This is a genomic window from Candidatus Polarisedimenticolia bacterium (assembly GCA_036004685.1).
In the GTDB taxonomy this organism is placed as follows: Bacteria; Acidobacteriota; Polarisedimenticolia; order Gp22-AA2; family AA152; genus DASYRE01.
Genome location: DASYRE010000054.1, coordinates 55,988 through 73,338 on the forward strand (window position 1 = coordinate 55,988; position 17,351 = coordinate 73,338).

General features: G+C 67.8%; 11 protein-coding genes. 6 read left to right on the forward strand and 5 right to left on the reverse strand.

All coding sequences use genetic code 11. The features are described from left to right. Positions 1–171: 171 nt before the first annotated feature. Both VGR67_14995 and VGR67_15000 read left to right on the forward strand, forming a co-directional pair. Entirely contained in the window at positions 172–3,540 is a 3,369-nt protein-coding gene (locus VGR67_14995) for an amidohydrolase family protein (protein ID HEV8337719.1), read from the forward strand. Positions 3,541–3,542: 2 nt separating this feature from the next. Continuing rightward, complete coding sequence (locus VGR67_15000; GenBank protein HEV8337720.1) at positions 3,543–5,324, forward strand: alkaline phosphatase family protein; 1,782 nt, start codon at positions 3,543–3,545, stop codon at positions 5,322–5,324. A 24-nt stretch (positions 5,325–5,348) separates the two neighbouring features. Here VGR67_15000 and VGR67_15005 read toward each other — a convergent pair whose 3' ends face one another. The 5 genes from VGR67_15005 to VGR67_15025 all read right to left on the reverse strand — a co-directional run bounded on the left by VGR67_15005 (position 5,349) and on the right by VGR67_15025 (position 13,229). After that, positions 5,349–5,537 (reverse strand): hypothetical protein, encoded by a 189-nt coding sequence (locus tag VGR67_15005; protein HEV8337721.1) that lies wholly within the window; start codon positions 5,535–5,537, stop codon positions 5,349–5,351. A gap of 129 nt (positions 5,538–5,666) precedes the next feature. After that, positions 5,667–6,752 (reverse strand): trypsin-like peptidase domain-containing protein, encoded by a 1,086-nt coding sequence (locus tag VGR67_15010; protein ID HEV8337722.1) that lies wholly within the window; start codon positions 6,750–6,752, stop codon positions 5,667–5,669. Positions 6,753–7,086: 334 nt separating this feature from the next. Beyond that, positions 7,087–9,627: an ATP-binding protein gene (locus tag VGR67_15015; protein ID HEV8337723.1), complete on the reverse strand. Its 2,541-nt coding sequence runs from the start codon at positions 9,625–9,627 to the stop codon at positions 7,087–7,089. Between the two features lie 147 nt (positions 9,628–9,774). After that, complete coding sequence (locus VGR67_15020) at positions 9,775–11,775, reverse strand: hypothetical protein (GenBank protein HEV8337724.1); 2,001 nt, start codon at positions 11,773–11,775, stop codon at positions 9,775–9,777. Further along, the gene (locus VGR67_15025; GenBank protein ID HEV8337725.1) at positions 11,772–13,229 is read right to left on the reverse strand and encodes a glycosyltransferase family 39 protein; all 1,458 of its coding nucleotides are present in this window, start codon (positions 13,227–13,229) and stop codon (positions 11,772–11,774) included. The genes VGR67_15020 and VGR67_15025 overlap by 4 nt, the downstream gene beginning before the upstream one ends. A gap of 126 nt (positions 13,230–13,355) precedes the next feature. On the opposite strand from VGR67_15025, the gene VGR67_15030 reads away from it, so the two are divergent. The 4 genes from VGR67_15030 (at position 13,356) to VGR67_15045 (ending at position 17,309) form a co-directional block, all read left to right on the forward strand. Further along, positions 13,356–15,095, forward strand: coding sequence for an ABC transporter permease subunit (locus tag VGR67_15030; GenBank protein HEV8337726.1), 1,740 nt, complete (start codon positions 13,356–13,358; stop codon positions 15,093–15,095). Positions 15,096–15,108: 13 nt separating this feature from the next. Then, positions 15,109–15,858 carry an ABC transporter ATP-binding protein gene (locus VGR67_15035; protein ID HEV8337727.1) on the forward strand — a complete coding sequence of 250 codons (750 nt, stop codon included), beginning with the start codon at positions 15,109–15,111 and terminating at the stop codon, positions 15,856–15,858. Positions 15,859–15,893: 35 nt separating this feature from the next. After that, positions 15,894–16,376, forward strand: coding sequence for an AAA-associated domain-containing protein (locus VGR67_15040; GenBank protein ID HEV8337728.1), 483 nt, complete (start codon positions 15,894–15,896; stop codon positions 16,374–16,376). A 363-nt stretch (positions 16,377–16,739) separates the two neighbouring features. After that, positions 16,740–17,309, forward strand: coding sequence for a hypothetical protein (locus VGR67_15045; protein ID HEV8337729.1), 570 nt, complete (start codon positions 16,740–16,742; stop codon positions 17,307–17,309). Positions 17,310–17,351 lie beyond the last annotated feature (42 nt).

A 17,351-nucleotide genomic window follows, 5' to 3' on the forward strand; every position in this document is an offset into this window, starting at 1 on the left:
GCCGCCGAGGGCCGGCACCGGGAGTGGTTCGAGGTCTCGCAGCCCGCAGCCGGGCCGCACGTGACCCAGGCGCAGGCTGGCCAGACCGCAGGTGGGCCGTGTGTTAGGATGACGCGCTGCAACCATACCGATTCCGACCGCCCATCCATTCATTCCCTCGAGGGCCTGTCCATGAGCCGCCTCCGACCGCCTGTCCAGCCGATCCGTCCTTGGCTGCCGATGCTTCTCGGATTCGTGATTCTCCTCGGGGCTCCCGCGGCGCCGCGCGGGCTCGCGCAGGAGACCAAACCGAAGAAGCCGGCGAAGCTGGACATCAACGCGCCACCGGAGAACGCCCGGAAGGTGGAGTTCACCACCGAAGAGGGGACCTGGATTTCCGTGGACGTCACGCCGGACGGGAAGTGGATCTTCTTCGATCTGCTCGGCGACCTCTACAAGATCCCGATCGCCGGTGGCAAGGCGATTCGGGTCACCTCCGGGCCGGCCTACGACTATGCCCCCCGCGTCTCGCCCGACGGCAAGACGGTGGCTTTTTGCAGCGACCGCGGCGGGAACATGAACCTTTGGACGATGGATTCCGACGGAAGCCATCCGCGCCCGCTCACGGCGGACAAGGACGCGGTCTATTCCTCCCCGTCGTGGACAGCCGACGGCCTGTATCTCCTGACCCGGCGCGAAGACACCTCGCGCGCCGGGATTCCGCCCGTCGAGCTGATGATGATTCACCGCGACGGCGGCGGCGCGGGAGTGAAGGTCGTCGCGAAGGAGAAGCTCAACAACGTGGCAGGCCCGATCGGCAGCTCCGACGGCCGCTACATCTACTTCACCGGCCGGGAGCGGAAGTTCTCCTACATTCCCAAACTGGACGACGGCCTCTGGAACGTCTATCGGTTCGATCGCAAGACGAGCGAGATGGTCCGGCTGACACCGGGGCCGAACGGCGGCCTCCGGCCGCTGCTCTCCCAGGACGGCAAGCGGCTGGCCTACGTCCGCCGGGACGACGCCTCCGACGTCCTCGTCCTGCGGGACCTGGAGACCGGCGGGGAGAAGGTCGTCTCCCGGAATCTGAGTCGTGACGAAGCGGAGGGCTTCGCCCAGATGGACGTCACCCCCGGAGCCGACTTCACGCCCGACGGCAAGTCGCTCGTCTTCTCCTCCGGCGGGAAGATCCAGCGCCTCAACCTCTCGGACGGGAAGCAATCGGTCGTTCCGTTCAGCGCCGACGTGTCCCTCGACCTCAGGCCGTTGCACCGCCCCGAACAGCCGGTCGGAGGCCAGGAGCTGCGGGTGAGGCTCCTGAGGTGGCCGACGCTCTCGCCCGACGGCCGGACGCTGGTGTTCGATGCCCTCGGAAAGCTGTGGATCGCCGAGATCCACGACGGCAAAGCGGGGAAGCCCCGCCGCCTGACGCGCGACGGCGCGCGGGAGTACGCCCCGGAATTCTCCCCCGACGGCCGCTGGATCGCCTACGTCACCTGGAGCGACGCGGCGCTGGGGCAGCTCTGGAAAATCAGGCCCGAAGGCGGCGCCCCGGTTCGGCTCACGCGGCAGGCGGGGCACTACGTGAATCCCGCCTGGTCGAAGAAAGGGGATCGGATCGCCTTCGTGGCGGGATCGGGCGCGGAGCTGCGCGGCCAGCAGCCCGAAACCGATCCCTATTACGAGATCCGCTGGGTGCCCTCGCAGCCGGCCTCGGGGGGCTCGGAAGCCCGCACCGTCATCGGCGTCTCGCCGACCGATGCGCTGAGGTTCCATCCCATCCCCGCGTGGAGCGCCGATGGCGAGCGCCTTTTCTACGAGGAGACGATTCCTGCCAAGGAGCCCTATACCGACGACAAGACCGACCTGGTCTCGGTCCGGTTGGATGGCACCGACAAGAAGCGCCACCTGCGGTTCCGCCAGGTCGAGGACGCCATCCCCTCGCCCGACGGCGCGTGGGTGGCGTACGTCCGCTCCGACGACGTCTACGTGACGGCGCTTCCCCAGGCGGGGACCGACCCGGTCGAGATCGGTTTCGGAAGCGATCCGGTGCCGGTCTACCGGCTGAGCGAGGAGGGGGGAGGCTACCTCGGCTGGGCCGACGGGGGGAAGACGATCCTCTGGGGAATGGGCGATACGATCTACCGGCAGAGCCTGGAGAGAGTGCGGGCGGCGATTCAGAAGCAGCGGGACGACAAGAGGAAGGCGGAGGAGGGCGGCGAGGGGTCCGAGGCGAAGGGCCCGGAGGAGGCGAAGAAAGAGCCCGAGCTGCCGAAGCCCGAAGCGATCCCGGTGACGCTGATCGTGGAGAAGCCGCGCCCGAAGGGCTCGGTGCTCCTCCGGAACGCCCGGGTGATCACGATGCGCGGCGACGAGGTGCTCGACGCGGCCGACGTCCTGGTCAGCGGCAACCGGATCGAGTCGGTCGGCGCGCCGGGGAGCCTCCACGTCCCGCCAGGAGCGGCCTCCTTCGATCTTTCCGGCAAGACGATCATTCCCGGGATCGTCGACGTCCACGCCCACCCGCATTACTCCGGGTTCGAGATCTTCCCCGAAAAGAAATGGGAGTACGTCGTCAACCTGGCCTACGGCGTCACCACGATGCACGACCCGTCGGCCCACAGTATCGACGTGTTTGCCGAAGCGGAGATGGTCGAGGCGGGGGAGATGCTGGGCCCGCGAATCTACTCGAGCGGCGACGTGCTCTACGGCGGCGGCCAGGCCTCCGTCTACGCCAAGGTCGACACTCCGGAGGACGCGCTCCACGTGGTGAAGAGGATGAAGGCCTACGGCGCGCACTGGCTCAAGGTCTACCAGCAGCCGCGCCGCGAGCAGCGCATCTGGCTGCTCGACGCCGCCCGGAAGGAGGGCGTCGGGGCCACGATGGAAGGAGCGGGAGAGCTGCACACCGATCTGACGAACCTTCTCGACGGCTTCACGGGCCTGGAGCATTCGCTGCCGGTGCGCCTCTACGGCGACGTCGCGACGCTGGCGGCGAAATCGGGGACGGCCTACACTCCCACGCTGATCGTCTCCTACGGCGGCCCCGCGGCGGAGATCTACTGGTACCAGCACGCCAATCCCCACGACGATCCGCGGCTGCGGCGGTTCACGCCTCACGACGCTCTGGACAATCTCGGGCGGCGGCGGATGTGGTATCCGGAGGAGGATTTCCATTTCCCGACTGTGGCGGAAGGGGCGGCGCGGATCGCCCGCGAAGGCGGGCGGGTCTGCCTGGGAGCCCACGGACAGCTGAACGGCCTCGGGGCGCATTGGGAGATGTGGGCCTTCACGATCGGCAAGGGCATGACTCCGATGGAGGCTCTCCGGACCGCGACCTGGAGCGGCGCCGAGGCGCTGGGATTCGGCAAGGACCTCGGGACGGTGGAGGCGGGGAAGCTGGCCGATCTGGCCGTGATCGACGGCAACCCGCTCGCGAACCTCCGCGATTCGGCCAAGGTCGCCTACACCATGAAAGACGGCGTCCTGTTCGATGCCTTCACGATGAACGAGGTGTGGCCCGAGAAGAAAGCGCTCGGGAAGTTCTTCTGGGAGCGCTAGGGTTGGCGCGCCGCCGGCGAGGATCGGGGCGTGCCCGAGCGGCGGGATGGCTGCTTTCGGGGGTCGTCCTGGCGGGCGTCCTCCCGTCGAAGGCTCCGCCTCCCTCCTCCTTGCCCAAGCTCACCGTGCTGATCGTCGTCGACCAGATGCGCGCCGACTACCTGCAGCGCTTCCGGCCGTACTTCGGCGAGAAGGGCTTTCGGCGGCTCGAGACGGAGGGGAGGGTGTTCCTGCAGGCGCGCTATTTCCATGCCGCCACCTTGACGGCACCCGGCCATGCGCTGATCGGCTCGGGACTCTACGGCGATCGCTCCGGCATCATCGGCAACCGGTGGTACTCCTATGCGGAGGGGGAGGACGTGTACTGCGTCTCCTCGAGGAGCGCCGGGCTGGGGGCGGGGGAGTGCCCGCCGGTAGCGGCAAAAGCCGCGCCGGCCGGGACGACCCTGCGGAAAAGCCCCTGCGCGTTCGACGGAACGACCCTGGCGGAGCGCGTCAAGGAGAAATATCCGGAAGCGCGGGTGGTGGGCGTGTCGATCAAGGACCGGTCGGCGATTCTCCTGGCGGGGAAGAAGGCCGACGCGGCCTATTGGGTGGAGGAAAAGGCGGATCGCACCGGCGAGCTGGCCTGCTCCGAATACTATCCCGCCTGCCGGCCCGACGTGTTGGCCTACGCCGCCGAGGAAGGATTCTCCGAGAGGCCCTCTTCCCCCGAGGCGGGAGTCCTCTTTCGCCGCCATCCGCTCTGGCGCGAGTGGTCCTGCTCGCTGCCGCCGCCGTGCGACAAGGCCTGCCCCGAAGACGTCCCCGACGCTCATGCGCTGGAGGGAGGCCTCGGCAAGAGCTTTCCGCATCCGGTGAAGGACGCGGCGACCCTGCTCTTCACGCCTTACGGGAACGAATTCCTGGAAGGGCTCGCCGAGAGAGTCGTCGAGGCCCACGACCTGGGAAGAAACCGCCGGGGCGCGCCCGACGTCCTGGCGCTCGGCTTCTCCAGCATCGACTACCTCGGGCATCTGTTCGGCCCCGACTCCTGCGAAGCGGCGGACGCGATGAAGCGCATGGACGCGACGCTCGCGCGACTGCTCGATTTTCTGATCAAGCGGCTCGGCAGGGAGAATCTGCTGGTGGTGGTGACCGCCGACCATGGAGTCGCCCCGCTTCCGGAGGTTTCCCTGAAGATGGGAGTCGCGGCGGGCCGCATCGAGCTTCCCGCCGGCGTGGCGCGGGAGACGGGGAAGGTCGGCGACCTGCCGGCGCTGCGCCAGCGGATGGAGTTTTTCCTGGCCGGGAAGCTGGGGGAGAAAATCGACGCCGCGACGCCGCTCTCCGAGGCCTTGGTGACGGCCTACTTCGAGCCTTCGCTCTACCTCAACCGCAACCGGATCGGCCCGGCGCATCTGGCGCTCGCCCGCTCCAGCCTGAAGGAGTATCTGCTCCGCGTCGAAGGGATCGAGGCGGTCTATACGGCCGAGGAGATCGAGGCGGGGGAGGCGCCCGAAGCGGTCCGGCTCTCGTTCCGGAGCGATCGCTCCGGAGATCTGACCATCCAGCTCCGCCCCTATTGGACCGCAAGCGCCCCGGGAGGGGGCGCGGATCACGGGCAGGCGCACGATTACGACGCTCGCGTGCCGCTCCTGTTCTGGGGATCGCGAGTGACGGCCGGGACCGAGCCGAGGGTCGTGGATATGGCGCAGATCGCTCCGACCCTGGCTCGCATCCTTGAGCTGGAGGGGTCGCGCTTCAGCCGTCCCTCTCCCTTGTCTGTCGGAGAGTCGCCGTAGAGTCGGCGCGATCCCCGGGCGGGATCACTTGTTGTTGCAGACGTCCGCGCAGGTCTTCACGTGCGCGCCCGAAACGCACAGCGTGTTCGGGTCACAATTGACGCTGCGGCACATCGTCATCGAGCACTTGGGGAGCTTCACCTCCGCGCGGATGGTCACGGCCGCGGCCGCCGCCATCAGCACCATCACCGCCACCGGAATCAGCCTCTTCATCCTCTCCTCCTTTGGTTCGCGACGTTTTCATCAAGACGTGGATGCGATCCAGCAGTCGGAAGTTTAAGCGATCCTGGACCGGGTCGGTCAAGTCCGGGGGGCCTTCCGCCGGGATGGTGGCCGTGGAAGCTACGCCGCGTCGGCGGCGGGGCTTTCGACGGCCCGGACGGAGACGGTGCGCCGGGCGGGGCCGCGAACCAGGGTGAGCGGGGCGTCCACGCCGACGCGCTCCTCCGTGAGGAGCCGCTGGAGGTCGTCGATCCCCGCGACCGAATGGTCGGCGTAGCCGACGATGATGTCCCCTTCCTCCACCGCCGCCCGGGCGGCGGGGCTGTCCTTCTCCACCGAGACCACCAGCACTCCGCGCTCGGCGGGCAGATCGTGGAAGCGGACCTGGCGGCGGGGAAGGGGCACCGTCTGGCCGGCGATCCCGAGCCAGGCGCGCCGCACCCTGCCCTCGCGGATCAGCCTCCCCGCCACGAACTTCGCGGTGTTCACGGCGATGGCGAAGCAGATCCCCTGGGCCGGGAGGATCGTGGCGGTGTTGACACCGATGACCTCGCCTCGCGAGTTCACCAGCGGGCCGCCGGACGAGCCGGGGTTGAGGGCGGCGTCGGTCTGCAGGATGTTCTCCATCAGCCGCCCGCTCCCCGTCCGCAAGGAGCGCCCGAGCGCGCTCACCACTCCGGCCGTCACCGTGCACTGGAAACCGAACGGATTGCCGATCGCGATCGCCAGCTGGCCCACCCGCACCTCGGCCGAATCTCCGAGCGGCGCGGGGACGAAGCCGGTGGAGGGAATCCGGAGCACGGCCAGATCGGTCGCCGGATCGTCGCCGGCGAGAGACGCCTCGAAACGCCGGCCGTCGGGCAGGGTGACGTCGATCCTCCCGGCGGCGTGCACGACGTGGCTGTTCGTCAGCAGGAATCCGTCGGGCGTGAAGATGAAGCCCGAGCCGCTGCCGCGCGCGCCGCGCTCGGGGAGCCGGCCCGCCGGCGCTCCTTCCGGCCGCGGGCGCACCTCGATATTCACGACGGCCGGGCTGATCCGCTCCGCCGCTCCCGTCACCGCGCGCGAATAGGCATCGAGAAGCGTTTCGTCCGAGAGGGCGGCGGGACTGGCGCGATCTTCCGGGTCGCCTTGCCGGACGGCGCCCGAAGCGCCATCCTCGGCGGCACCGGAACTACCCTGCAGCAACTCCAGGAAGCGAGCCATCAGTCAGTCTCCGCCGGAACGCACAACCCAGGATAGCCCCTCCAATCAAGCGGGGAAAAAGATTATTCCCGCCGCCGCGGCAAGCTCGCTCACGGCCCGGTTTTTTGATTCCCGGCCCGACCCGGATCAAAATCCCTCGACGAACGGAGGGCGCCGCCGGACCCGCGCCGTCCGGCAATCGCTCAACGCCTCCCGTGCCCGCATCGGGGCCTCCAGGAAGGCCGCCGCGATGCGGAATCCGCTCAGAATCGAGCATCTTTCCCGATACAGGGACTTCGTCGAGCCGTTCTCCTTTGCCGAGGTCGAAGAAGATCGCGGGCCGGCCGGAGAAGGGTCAGCCGCGGGCCGGGGTGCCGGAAAGAAGCTGGTGGATGGTGGACTCGATTTTCTCGATGTTGACGGGCTTGAGCAGGCAGGGATTGTTCGTCACGGTCGACATCTGCTGGTTGGTCAGCGAATTCATGTCGCCGGTGATGAAGATGAAGCGCTTGCGCATCGACGGCTTGATCGTCGCCACCTTTTCGTAGAGCTGGATGCCGCTCATCTTCGGCATCTTGATGTCGGTGATGACCAGATCGTAGTCGCGCGCCTCGATCTTCTTCAGAGCCTCGAGGCCGGTGGACGCGGTGTCGATCTTGTGGCCCAGCGCCTGTAGAAGCTGCAGGTAAAGCTCCACGATGATCTCCTCGTCGTCCACCACCAGGATCTCCTTGCCGGCGTCGCCTCCTTGCCGGGCGGGCGCCTCCCGCGCCGGCCACGGCTCTCCGGCGCTGTGCACGGGGAAGATCACCTGGAAGGTCGTTCCCTGGCCGAGGCGGGTCTGCACGCGGAGCTCGCCGCCGTGCTCCCGAACGATCCCGTAGGAGACGCTCAAGCCAAGGCCGGTCCCGCTGCCCATTTTTTTCGTCGAAAAGAAGGGATCGAAGATCCGGGGCAGCACCTCCGGGGGGATGCCGGCGCCGTTGTCCGCCACTTCCAGGATCACTTTGCCGTCCTCGGAGTGGCTGCGCAAGACCAGCCGGCCGGGCGTCTGCCGGGAGCTCATCGCCTGCTGGGCGTTGGTGATCAGGTTCGTGAAGACCTGCTGCACCTGATGGAAATCGCCGAGGATGTAGGGAAGGCGCGGGTCCAGCTCCTTCACGATCTCGATGTTCTCGGTCTGGAGGGTCGGCTCGAGGAGATCCAGGGTCTTTTCGAGAATGCCGTTGATGCCCACCGGCTTCTTCTCCGGATGGGCGGGCCGCGAGAAGCTCAGGAGATTCTGGACGATCTTCTGGCAGCGGTCGGCGCACTCCACGATCCGCTCGATGTCGCGCCGGAAGATTCCCTCCTTGTCCCGCTGCGCGAGAAGCTGCGAGAAGCCGAGGACTCCCGAGAGGGGATTGTTAAGCTCGTGCGCCACGCTGGCCACGATCTCCCCGATGCTCGAGAGCTTCTCCGTCTGCTGCATCATGACGGCGGCCTCCCTTTGCTCGGTCACGTCGCGGCCGATCAGCATCAGGGACCCCGGCCCGGTGCCGAGGGGCCCCACGCTCAGCGCGACGTGGCGGGGGCCGAGCCGGCCGTCGTAGCGCCGCGGCTCGGAGCCGGGCGCGGCGAGCCCGGTCAGCTCGCTCACCGGCGGCAGGCCCTCCAGCAGGGAGCTCACCTCCATGGCGAGGAGCTCCTGGCGGCTTCGCCCCGAAAGGCGCTCCACCGTCTGGTTGGCCTCGCGGATCATCCCGTCCGAGTCGACCTGCAGGATGATGTCCGGGGAATTATCGAACAGGGCGCGGGTCCGGGCGCCGGTCTCCTGCTGCTCGCGGACTTTCTCCTCCAGCGACCGGTAGAGCATGGAATTCTTGATGGCGCTCGCCGCGGCGGAGGCGACGACCCGGCAGAATTTCAGCTCCTGATCGGTGAAGCACCGCTTGCGGGAGGCGCGCAGGAACAGCGTGCCGATCACCGTCTCCTGATAGACGATGGGGAGAACGAGCAGGGAGCGGAAGTTGAGACGCAGCAGCTCCTCGATGTACGGCCGCATCAGTTCGCTGGTCTCGACGTCCTCGATGATCACGGCTTTCTTCCGGCGGATCGCCGCCTGGATTTCCGGATACTTGTCCAGATTGACGGGCAGCATCTTCAGCTTCCGGTCGTCGTTCGCGGCCACGACGAAGGCGCGCTTCCCCTCCTCCTCCACCAGGATGATCGAGCAGCGCGCGGCGTCGACCGCGTCGGCGATCCGGCTGGCGATCTCGTACATCACCGCGTGAAAATCGAGGGAGGAGGTGATCGAGTCCATGATTTTCAGGACGATCCTCAGCTCCTGCCGCTCCTGGTAGATCATCCCCACCTGGGCGCGCGAGGCCCGAATCTGCAGAACCTGGTATCCGAAGTGTAGGCCGACGGCATAGAAAAGCGGGAACACCATCAGGTGCTCCATCGCCCAGAGGTTCTCGGTCCCCCGGATTCCGAGGAACAGGAGGTAGAGGCCGCTGAGGCTCACCGGGGCCATGAGGATCTGGTAGATGCGCGTCGATCCGGCGGTGCTGATGAGCAGCAGGAAGAGGAAGACGCACAGGAGGCCGCTGGATTCGGCCTGGAACACCACGAAAGTGATGATCGCCGCGTCGAGGAGATTCAGGGCGAATTCGAAGGAAGCCGAAGAAATGGAGCTCAGGGGGAGAAAGGTCACCGCCAGGTTGGCGATCAGCAGCGCGGCGAGGCTCAGGTCGACCAGGAGGGTTCCGAAGACATCCCCGGGCGCAGCGGTTCCGAACCCCAGGAGCGTGCCGAAAAGGGTCCACCGCAGCAGCACCATGGCGCGCTTCCGCGGAATCTCGAAGGAAGTCAGTCTTTCGGTGGAGAACTCGAGGATCTCGGAGAGAGTGGGCATGTTTTTCCGCGAAGGCTCCCCCGGCTCGGCGCAGAGAATCGAATGCAAATATAGGCCCGGCGTGGGCCGCCGCAAGGCGCGGAGGCGCTTCGGAGGTGGGAGTTTGGAAAGCGCCAGGAAATTGACGGGAGCGGACCGGCGGGACCCTTACCGGAAGGTGTAGATCCGGTAATCCCCCCCGGAGTAGGACCGCGCCAGGCAGGGCCAGGGGAGGCTGGCGGCGAGACGCGGAAAGGCCTGGCGCTCGGGGGGGCCCTCGATCAGCGCCGCCACCCCGCGCGACTCGAGAATCTGGCAGGAGACGGCGGGATCGGCTGCGGAGAAAGCCTTCATCAGCGCTTCCATCTGGAGGGAGAAATCCTCCCGGTCGGAGTAAAAGAGGTGCCCCGCCCAGGTGTCGGAGAGGACGGAAGGATGGCCGCTCAGATAGACGAGGTCGGGACTGGTGCGCAGCGGAGAGCCTTGCACCGTGCGCCCCGGGGGCAGGTGCGTTCGGATCCACCTTCCCGCGGCCACCTCGTCGGCGGGAAGCACGGGCTTGGCGATCGAAGCGCCGGCGGCGAACCAGGCCACCGAGAGGCATCCGGCGCCCAGAACGCCCAGCGCCGCCCACTGTGGGCCGCGCCGGCCCCTGCCCCGGGGCGGGAAAATCCAATCGAGGGCCATCCCTCCGAACACCGCCAGCCCGATCCAGGAGAGCATCGAGACCCGCATCGCCAGATCGTTGTTCTCCCCGGTCGAGGCCACGAGGCAAAGGACGGGCAGACTGACGCCGACCATCAGCAGGAAAGGGAGGGTCCCGGGCCTGAGCGCCGGATCGCGGCGCGCCCTCTCCATCCCCGCCGCGCCCAGCAGAAGGGCCGGTCCGAACTCCAGCAGGATCTGGAGCGGAGCCAGAGGGCCCGCGCCGGCCCAGCGAAACTTGTCGACGTCTCCCCGCTCTCCGGCGTACAGGCTCAGGACCGGCCAGCCCAGGATCACGGCCGCCGCTCCCGCCAGCGCGCTGCGCAGCAGGACGTCGCGCCCGAAGGTCGATCGGGAGATGGCGAAGCGGACGAGATCGACGCCACGGAGCAGCGCGATCGCCGCGGCTCCGGCGAGGGCGATGTAACCGTTGTACCCCGCCATCGACGCCAGGCAGGCGCCCGCGACCGCGATCGCGCCGAGACCCGTCTCGGTCTTCCGAAGGAAGCGAAGCGCCAGGAGCAGCACCACCAGCGCCGCGACGGCGTGGGGGACCCAGTAGTAGCCGGCGAAGAAAGTGGGGATGAGGAGGCCGCGATTCGACACCCACCCGTCGACGTTCCAGTGGCGCAGGAAGATCGCGGCCCACCCTCCCGCCTCCTCCCGCAGGCGCGCGAGCCCGACGACCGGCAGGACGTCGAAACCGCCGGCCACGCTCACGAAGAAGCACGCCAGCCAGGCCACCCGTATCCGGCCGGTCAGGTCGGCCACGGTGCGAAACAGCGTCTCCAGGAAGATGGCGCAGAGCAGAATCGCCAGCAAGGCGATGCAGAGATAGGAGGGAGCCCCGGCGCCGCCGCAGAGAAGGATTGCCCCCAGCAGGATATGAAAGAAGGTGTGGTAGTAGAAAGGGCTGCCGGATTGAAGGAATGGATTGATCGGAGGAAGTCCGCGGCTGGCGATCGCCTCGGCAATCGAAAGGTGATTGTTCAGATCCCAGCCCTTCACGCGGGTCTCGCTGCCGTCGGGATGGGATGAGAGGGTCAGCGTCGGGACCAGCAGGAGGAGGGTGATCAGGAGCAGCGCGTAGAACGCGCGGGGCGGAGGGGTCGATCGCCGCGGTGCGGAGGGGCGCGGGCGGTAGGTTCCCACCACCAGCAGAACCGCCGGCAGAAGGACCAGGACGGCGAGCACGCTCCAGCGCTGGAAACGGACCAGGGTGCCGGCCAGCCGCAGGGCGAGCGGGCAAAGGCCGAGCGACGCGGCGCCGCAGTGGAGCAGGTCGGAAGGGGAGCGAGGGTCTGCCGGAGTCCTCAGGCATCGCAGCAGCGAGTAGCCGGGGAAGAAAAGCGCCAGGGCGAAGCCCGCCAGAATCCGCAGGGGCCTGAACGGGGCGCCAGCGAGGAGGAAAGCGACGCCGAGCCACGCGAGATCGCGCGCCAGCGCCCGCCCGGAGTCGCTCACGGCGGCGGGCTTCCCGCGCCCCCGGATAGGTCCGCGACCGGCACGAAGAGATAGGCGCCCGCGTGATGCGCCTCGATCCGCTCGCCGGGCCGGAAGCGCCGATCCACCCGGGCAAGCTCCGCCCGGCGATCGGCGCTCCATCCATGCGAGAAGACGAGCCACCAGCGCTCGGACGGGTCGCTTCCCAGGATACGATTGACCTCCGGGACGTAATCCCAGATGACCGTCTCGCGCCCGAGCACGACCCGATCGGAAGACCCGCGGTAGTAGAAACGGAATTGGGGGATGGCGTCTTTGTTGACCAGGATGCGATCTCCCGGGGTGGAGCGTCGCTCCAAGGAGCGTAGAACGGGCCTCATCTCCTGCCCCGCGGGCTCGGTATGGTAACGATAAAGGAAAATCCCGGCGCCGGCGAGGAGGGCTGCCGCGAATGCCGGAACGCTGATCCCCCGGGCGGCCGGACGGAGGCCGGCGACGCCGGCGGCGACCAGGACGAAGAAGAGGGGCCCGGCGAAGAGCATCTGGCGGGTCCCGCCGTAGGGGTAGAGGCGGAGCATGGAGGCCGCCGCCGCCCCGGTCACCGAAAGGAGAAACAGCAGCACCGGGATACGGCCGTCAGGCCGGCGGAGAAGGAAGACCCCTCCGGCGGCGGCCAGCCCTCCGAACAGAAGGCCGGCGGCGGGATGGATGAAGGAGAGATAGCTCCACAGCTCCAGCGTGGCACGCGCCAGAAAGCGCAGCCCGGTCAAGATCCCGCCCGCGGGAAGGAACTTGTCCTCATAGAACGCGGCCGGAGTCCCATGGCTCATCTGGGCGGGAAGGCTCGCGAGGTAGAAGGGGAGCGCCCCCGCCGCCGCGCCCACGACGGCGAGCACTCCGCGCGCCGCGCCGGGCGCTCGCCGAAGCCAGTCGGAGACGCTCAGGATCCCCATCGCCAGGAGGATCCAAACGGCGCCGTACATCGTCAGGAGCGCGGCGCAGGCGAGGATCCCCGTCCTGGCCCATTCCCGGATTCCTCCCGTCTTCCGCGCCGCCAGGTACGCGCCGGGCAGGAGGGCGCACATCAGCAGCGTGAGGGCGTAGACCCGCAGCGACTGCGAGTAGCGGATGGGGTAGGGGGCCAGAGCGGTGAACAGCGCCGCCAGCAGTGCGGTGGTCGCGTCCCCCGATGCAGCGCGGGCCAGCCCCGCCACCGCGGGGATGGCGAGGATGCCGAAGAGGCAGGGGAGAAGCCGCAGCCAGAGCTCGCTTCGCGAAGCCAGCGCGTGCACCCGCAGCATGGCGGCGAACAGCGGGGGGTCGAGGGTGATCTCCCGGTTGGAGATGAGCGGGTTGCCGCGGGACGCCCAGAACTGCTGGCACTCGTCGTAGGAGAGGCTTCGGTCGCCCAATCCGAAAAGGCGAACGGCCGCGCCGAGGATCAGGATGGCCCAAAGCCGTCGGTCTTTCAGCATCGAGTTCGGAATCCCCCGGTGGGACCGGCGCAGAATCTCTCACATCGACCCCGGTGGGTCAAGGCTGGAGCGGTTGCGGACGCCCCGCTTCTCGGGTAGCCTGAGAAACTTTTCGCCGGAGAAGGCATGCGAGCGCGGCATTGGGAGCGTCGGCGCCGGGACCTCACCTACGTCCTACTGTTCACGGCCGTGGTCCTCGTCTCCGCCTTCCTCTACGAGCATGGCGCCCGGGTGCGGCTGGTCCCGGAGGCGATCGGCACCGACCTGATCCACCTCGTCGGCTACACCGCCGCCTCGTTCCTGAGAATGCTGGCCGCCTATCTATTCTCGCTCCTGTTCGCCGTCGCCTGCGGGACGCTGGCGACGACGGGCCCGTCGCGCGAGCGGATGATTCTGCCGTTTTTGGACATCATGCAGTCGGTTCCGGTCCTCGGGTTCTTCCCGGCGGCGGTCCACTTCTTCGTCCAGATGACCCGGGGAAGCCGCCTCGGCGTGGAGATGGCCGCCATCTTCCTGATTTTCACCTGCCAGGCGTGGAACATGGCGTTCGGCGTGTACGAGGGGATCAGCACCATCCCCGCCGACGCCCGGGAAGTGGTCGCCTCGTTCGGCTGCAGCAAGTGGCGCAGCTTCGTGCGCCTGCTCCTCCCCTCGGCGATCCCCAAGCTCGTCTACAACAGCATCCTGTCGTGGTCCGGAGGATGGTACTTCCTGATCGCCTGCGAGATCATCGCGCTCGGACCCGCGCGCTACCGCCTGCCGGGACTCGGATCCTATTTGATCAAGACGACCGAGGAGGGGAATCTAGCCGGAACCTTCACCGGACTGGCCCTGCTGACGCTCGTGGTTCTGGCCATGGACCTGCTGATCTGGGCCCCCCTCTCCGCCTGGGCGGGAAAGTTCCGCTACGAATTCGCTACCGAATCTTCGCAGGCCGAGACGAGGCTTCCGCTCGTGTTCGTGGGGGGTGCGGCGGTGGCCCGGGGGATCCGCAAGGTCTTCCGCCCGCTGACGCGGCGGCTGAGGCTGCTCAGGCGCCGGGGGGTCCGATGGCTGCGGCATCACGGGCTGGAATTCGCCAAGCGGGTCTTCTCGGCGAAGACGGGCCGGGCGACGCGGACCGCCTTCGGCTGGCTGCTGGGGGTCGCGGCGGTGTATCTCGGAGTCCGGGCCGGGATCGCGCTGGCCCACGGTCTGGCCCTGCCATGGCCGGAGGAGGCCCGCAAGATCCCCCTCTACCTGTTGCTGTCGTTCCTGCGGCTGGCGGCCGCCTACACGATCGCCCTTTCCTGGACGATCCCGATCGCCCTCTGGGTCGGGGTAAGTCCGCGTCTGTCGCGTTTCGCGACCCCGCTCGCCGAGATCTTCGCCTCGCTGCCCGCCACGGCGCTGTTTCCGCTGATCGTCGTCATCGTGATCCGCACTTCGGGCGGGATGAACCTCGCGTCGGTCCTTCTGGCGCTGACCGGGATGCAGTGGTACCTTCTGTTCAACCTGATCGCCGGAGTCCGCAGCATTCCCAGTGAGCTGAGGGAGGCGGCCCGCTCGCTCGGGCTGAGCCGGTGGATGACGTGGCGCAAAGTGGATCTTCCCGCGCTGCTGCCGTCCCTCGTCACGGGAAGCATCACGTCCTGGGGCGGGGGATGGAATTCCCTGATCGTCTCCGAGTACCTCGTCTACAAGGAGAAAGTCTACTCCGTCCGCGGGATCGGCTCGCTGCTGGATCGGGCGACCTACGTGACGGGCGATCAGAAGCTGATCCTGCTGGCGCTCCTCGCGCTGGTGGGCACGATCGTCCTGCTGAACCGTTTCGTCTGGCACCGGCTGTACGTGCTGGTGGCCGACCGTTATAAGATTGACGCCTGAACAAGGGAGCCGCTTGGAACTCCTTCGCCTCGAGCAGGTGCGCAAGACGTATCCCCAGCCCCAGGGAACGATCACCGTCCTCAACGGAATCGATCTCTCCATCCAGAAGGACGAGTTCGTCGCGATCGTCGGTCCGTCGGGCTGCGGGAAGACGACCTTGCTGCGAATCCTCAACGGCCTTCTCGAGCCGACGGAGGGGAGGGTCCTCTACCGCAATCAGCCGATGGCCGGGGTCAATCTGAGCTGCGCGATGGTCTTCCAATCCTTCGCGTTGCTGCCGTGGCTGACGGTGCGCGGCAACGTCGAGCTGGGCCTGGAGGCGAGAGGGATGGAAGCCGAAGCCCGCGCGCGCAAGGCGGGGTTCTTCATCGACAAGGTGGGGCTCGACGGCTACGAGGAAGCCTATCCGCGCGAGCTCTCGGGGGGCATGAAGCAGCGGGTCGGGCTGGCGAGGGCCGTGGCGGTGGAGCCGGAAGTGCTGCTCATGGACGAGCCCTTCTCGGCGCTGGACGCCCTGACCTCCGTGGCATTGCGCGAAGAGCTGCTCGACATCTGGAGGGACTCCGAAATTCCCCTCTCCACGATCATCCTCGTGACGCACATCATCGAGGAGGCGGTGGAGCTGGCCGACCGGATCATCGTCCTGTCGAACCGTCCCGCCAGAATCCTGCGAGACATGACGGTTCCGCTCGAGCGCCCGCGGAACAAGAAATCGGAAGCATTCGGAGAATTCGTCGACCAGATCTTCTCCATGATCGCTTGAAGCGCACCTCCGAGAGCGGAGGAAGGGAAGGGAGCATGGAAGTCACACCGGTACCGGAAGTGGGAATGACGAGAATCCTGGGACTTCTGGACGTCCTCGACGATCACGGCGGGCGGCAGGACATCTACCGGCTGGCCCGCGACCTGAACTACGAGTTCGGCGACCTGTTGGGGGTGATCAAGGCGGCCGAGATTCTCGGCCTGGTCGACACGCCGGGCGGGGACGTCGTCCTGCAGCCTTTGGGCAAGCAGATCATCGAGTGCGACGTCAACACGAAGAAGAGCCTTCTGAAGAAGCAGGTGAAGGCTCATTCCCTGTTCGCCCACTTCATCGATTTCCTGAAGGGGATGCCGGAGCGCAAGGCCTCCCGGGAGGAGATCCTCGTCGAGGCGGGCAGGATCCTGCCTCAGGAAAAGCCCCTGTCGATCTTCCGGACTCTGGTGAACTGGGGACGATACACGGAGCTGTTCGGATACAACCGCGACGACGACGCCTTCTACCTCGATTCGGAAGGGTGAGCCGATCCTCGTTTCCCGCTCCGTTACGAAAACGAAGAAGGCGGCCCGCATCGAGCCGCCTTCTTATACCGGGGGCAAGAGTCCCCGGGGTGTAAGGTCGGGGTTGGGGCCCCGAGCCTTTCAGGCTTCGTGGTCACCGGCTGCGCGCCTGCTTGACCTGTCTGCCTCATCTATACGCCCCGGCCCGGCGCCTGTCAACCGAAAAATCTCGCTGGAAAAACCGGCAAGCCGGGTCTTCCCGGCGCGCGGGGATCGCCGCTCTTCGTTGGGGGACACGGGGGGGGACACGGGCAGCGGGGCAGGAGCGCGGCGCGCTGCGGCCGACGCGATGCGGGGGCCCGAGCGCCCGCGGCGAGCGGCGCCGTGACCGCGAGTCGCGACGGCGGGATCAACGGGCGGCGCCGCTCGATCGCCCTCACGGGATGGCTGTGCGTCGCGCTGGGCGCGCTCGTCGTCCTTTCCGCGGCCGCCCTGGCGCTGGTCGGGATCCTGCGGGCGTTCTTCGCGGCCGAAGGGCTCGATCCGGTCGCCGGCCTGGAAGATTCGCTCGATCCCTTCGGAAGGATGATCCTCGCGAACGTCGCCCTGGTCTCGACGGTCCAGCTGCTCCTGGGGATCGCGACCCTGGTCATCGGAATTGGGTTCGTGAAGACGAGGCCGTGGGCGAGGCCGGGGCTCGAAGCGCTGGCGTGGGTGACGCTGGCGGGATCGATCGCGTCGGGGGCCTGGGGAATCGCCGCCGGGCCGGGGCCGGCCCCGCCGGGTGGCTTTTCCTCGAAGGGCTTCTTCCTCGTGGCGGCGGATCTGGCCCTGGCGATCGCGCAATGCGCCGCCTGCGTCCTGCTGATCCGGTACCTTCGACAGCCGGGCGTTCGGAGCGCCTTCCGGCGGGAGGCGCAAGCCGGTCCCGGCCGAGTGGCCGGCGATCGGTAGCCGGCGGCATCGGGTCGGGTCTCGCGGCGAAAGGCCTGGAGC

Bases quoted from the DNA above. Each gene is read 5' to 3' on its own strand.
- VGR67_15040 (HEV8337728.1), top strand. From the start codon at position 15,894: ATGGAAGTCACACCGGTACCGGAAGTGGGAATGACGAGAATCCTGGGA.
- VGR67_14995 (HEV8337719.1), top strand. From the start codon at position 172: ATGAGCCGCCTCCGACCGCCTGTCCAGCCGATCCGTCCTTGGCTGCCG.
- VGR67_15005 (HEV8337721.1), bottom strand. From the start codon at position 5,537: ATGAAGAGGCTGATTCCGGTGGCGGTGATGGTGCTGATGGCGGCGGCC.
- VGR67_15010 (HEV8337722.1), bottom strand. From the start codon at position 6,752: ATGGCTCGCTTCCTGGAGTTGCTGCAGGGTAGTTCCGGTGCCGCCGAG.
- VGR67_15015 (HEV8337723.1), bottom strand. From the start codon at position 9,627: ATGCCCACTCTCTCCGAGATCCTCGAGTTCTCCACCGAAAGACTGACT.
- VGR67_15030 (HEV8337726.1), top strand. From the start codon at position 13,356: ATGCGAGCGCGGCATTGGGAGCGTCGGCGCCGGGACCTCACCTACGTC.
- VGR67_15025 (HEV8337725.1), bottom strand. From the start codon at position 13,229: ATGCTGAAAGACCGACGGCTTTGGGCCATCCTGATCCTCGGCGCGGCC.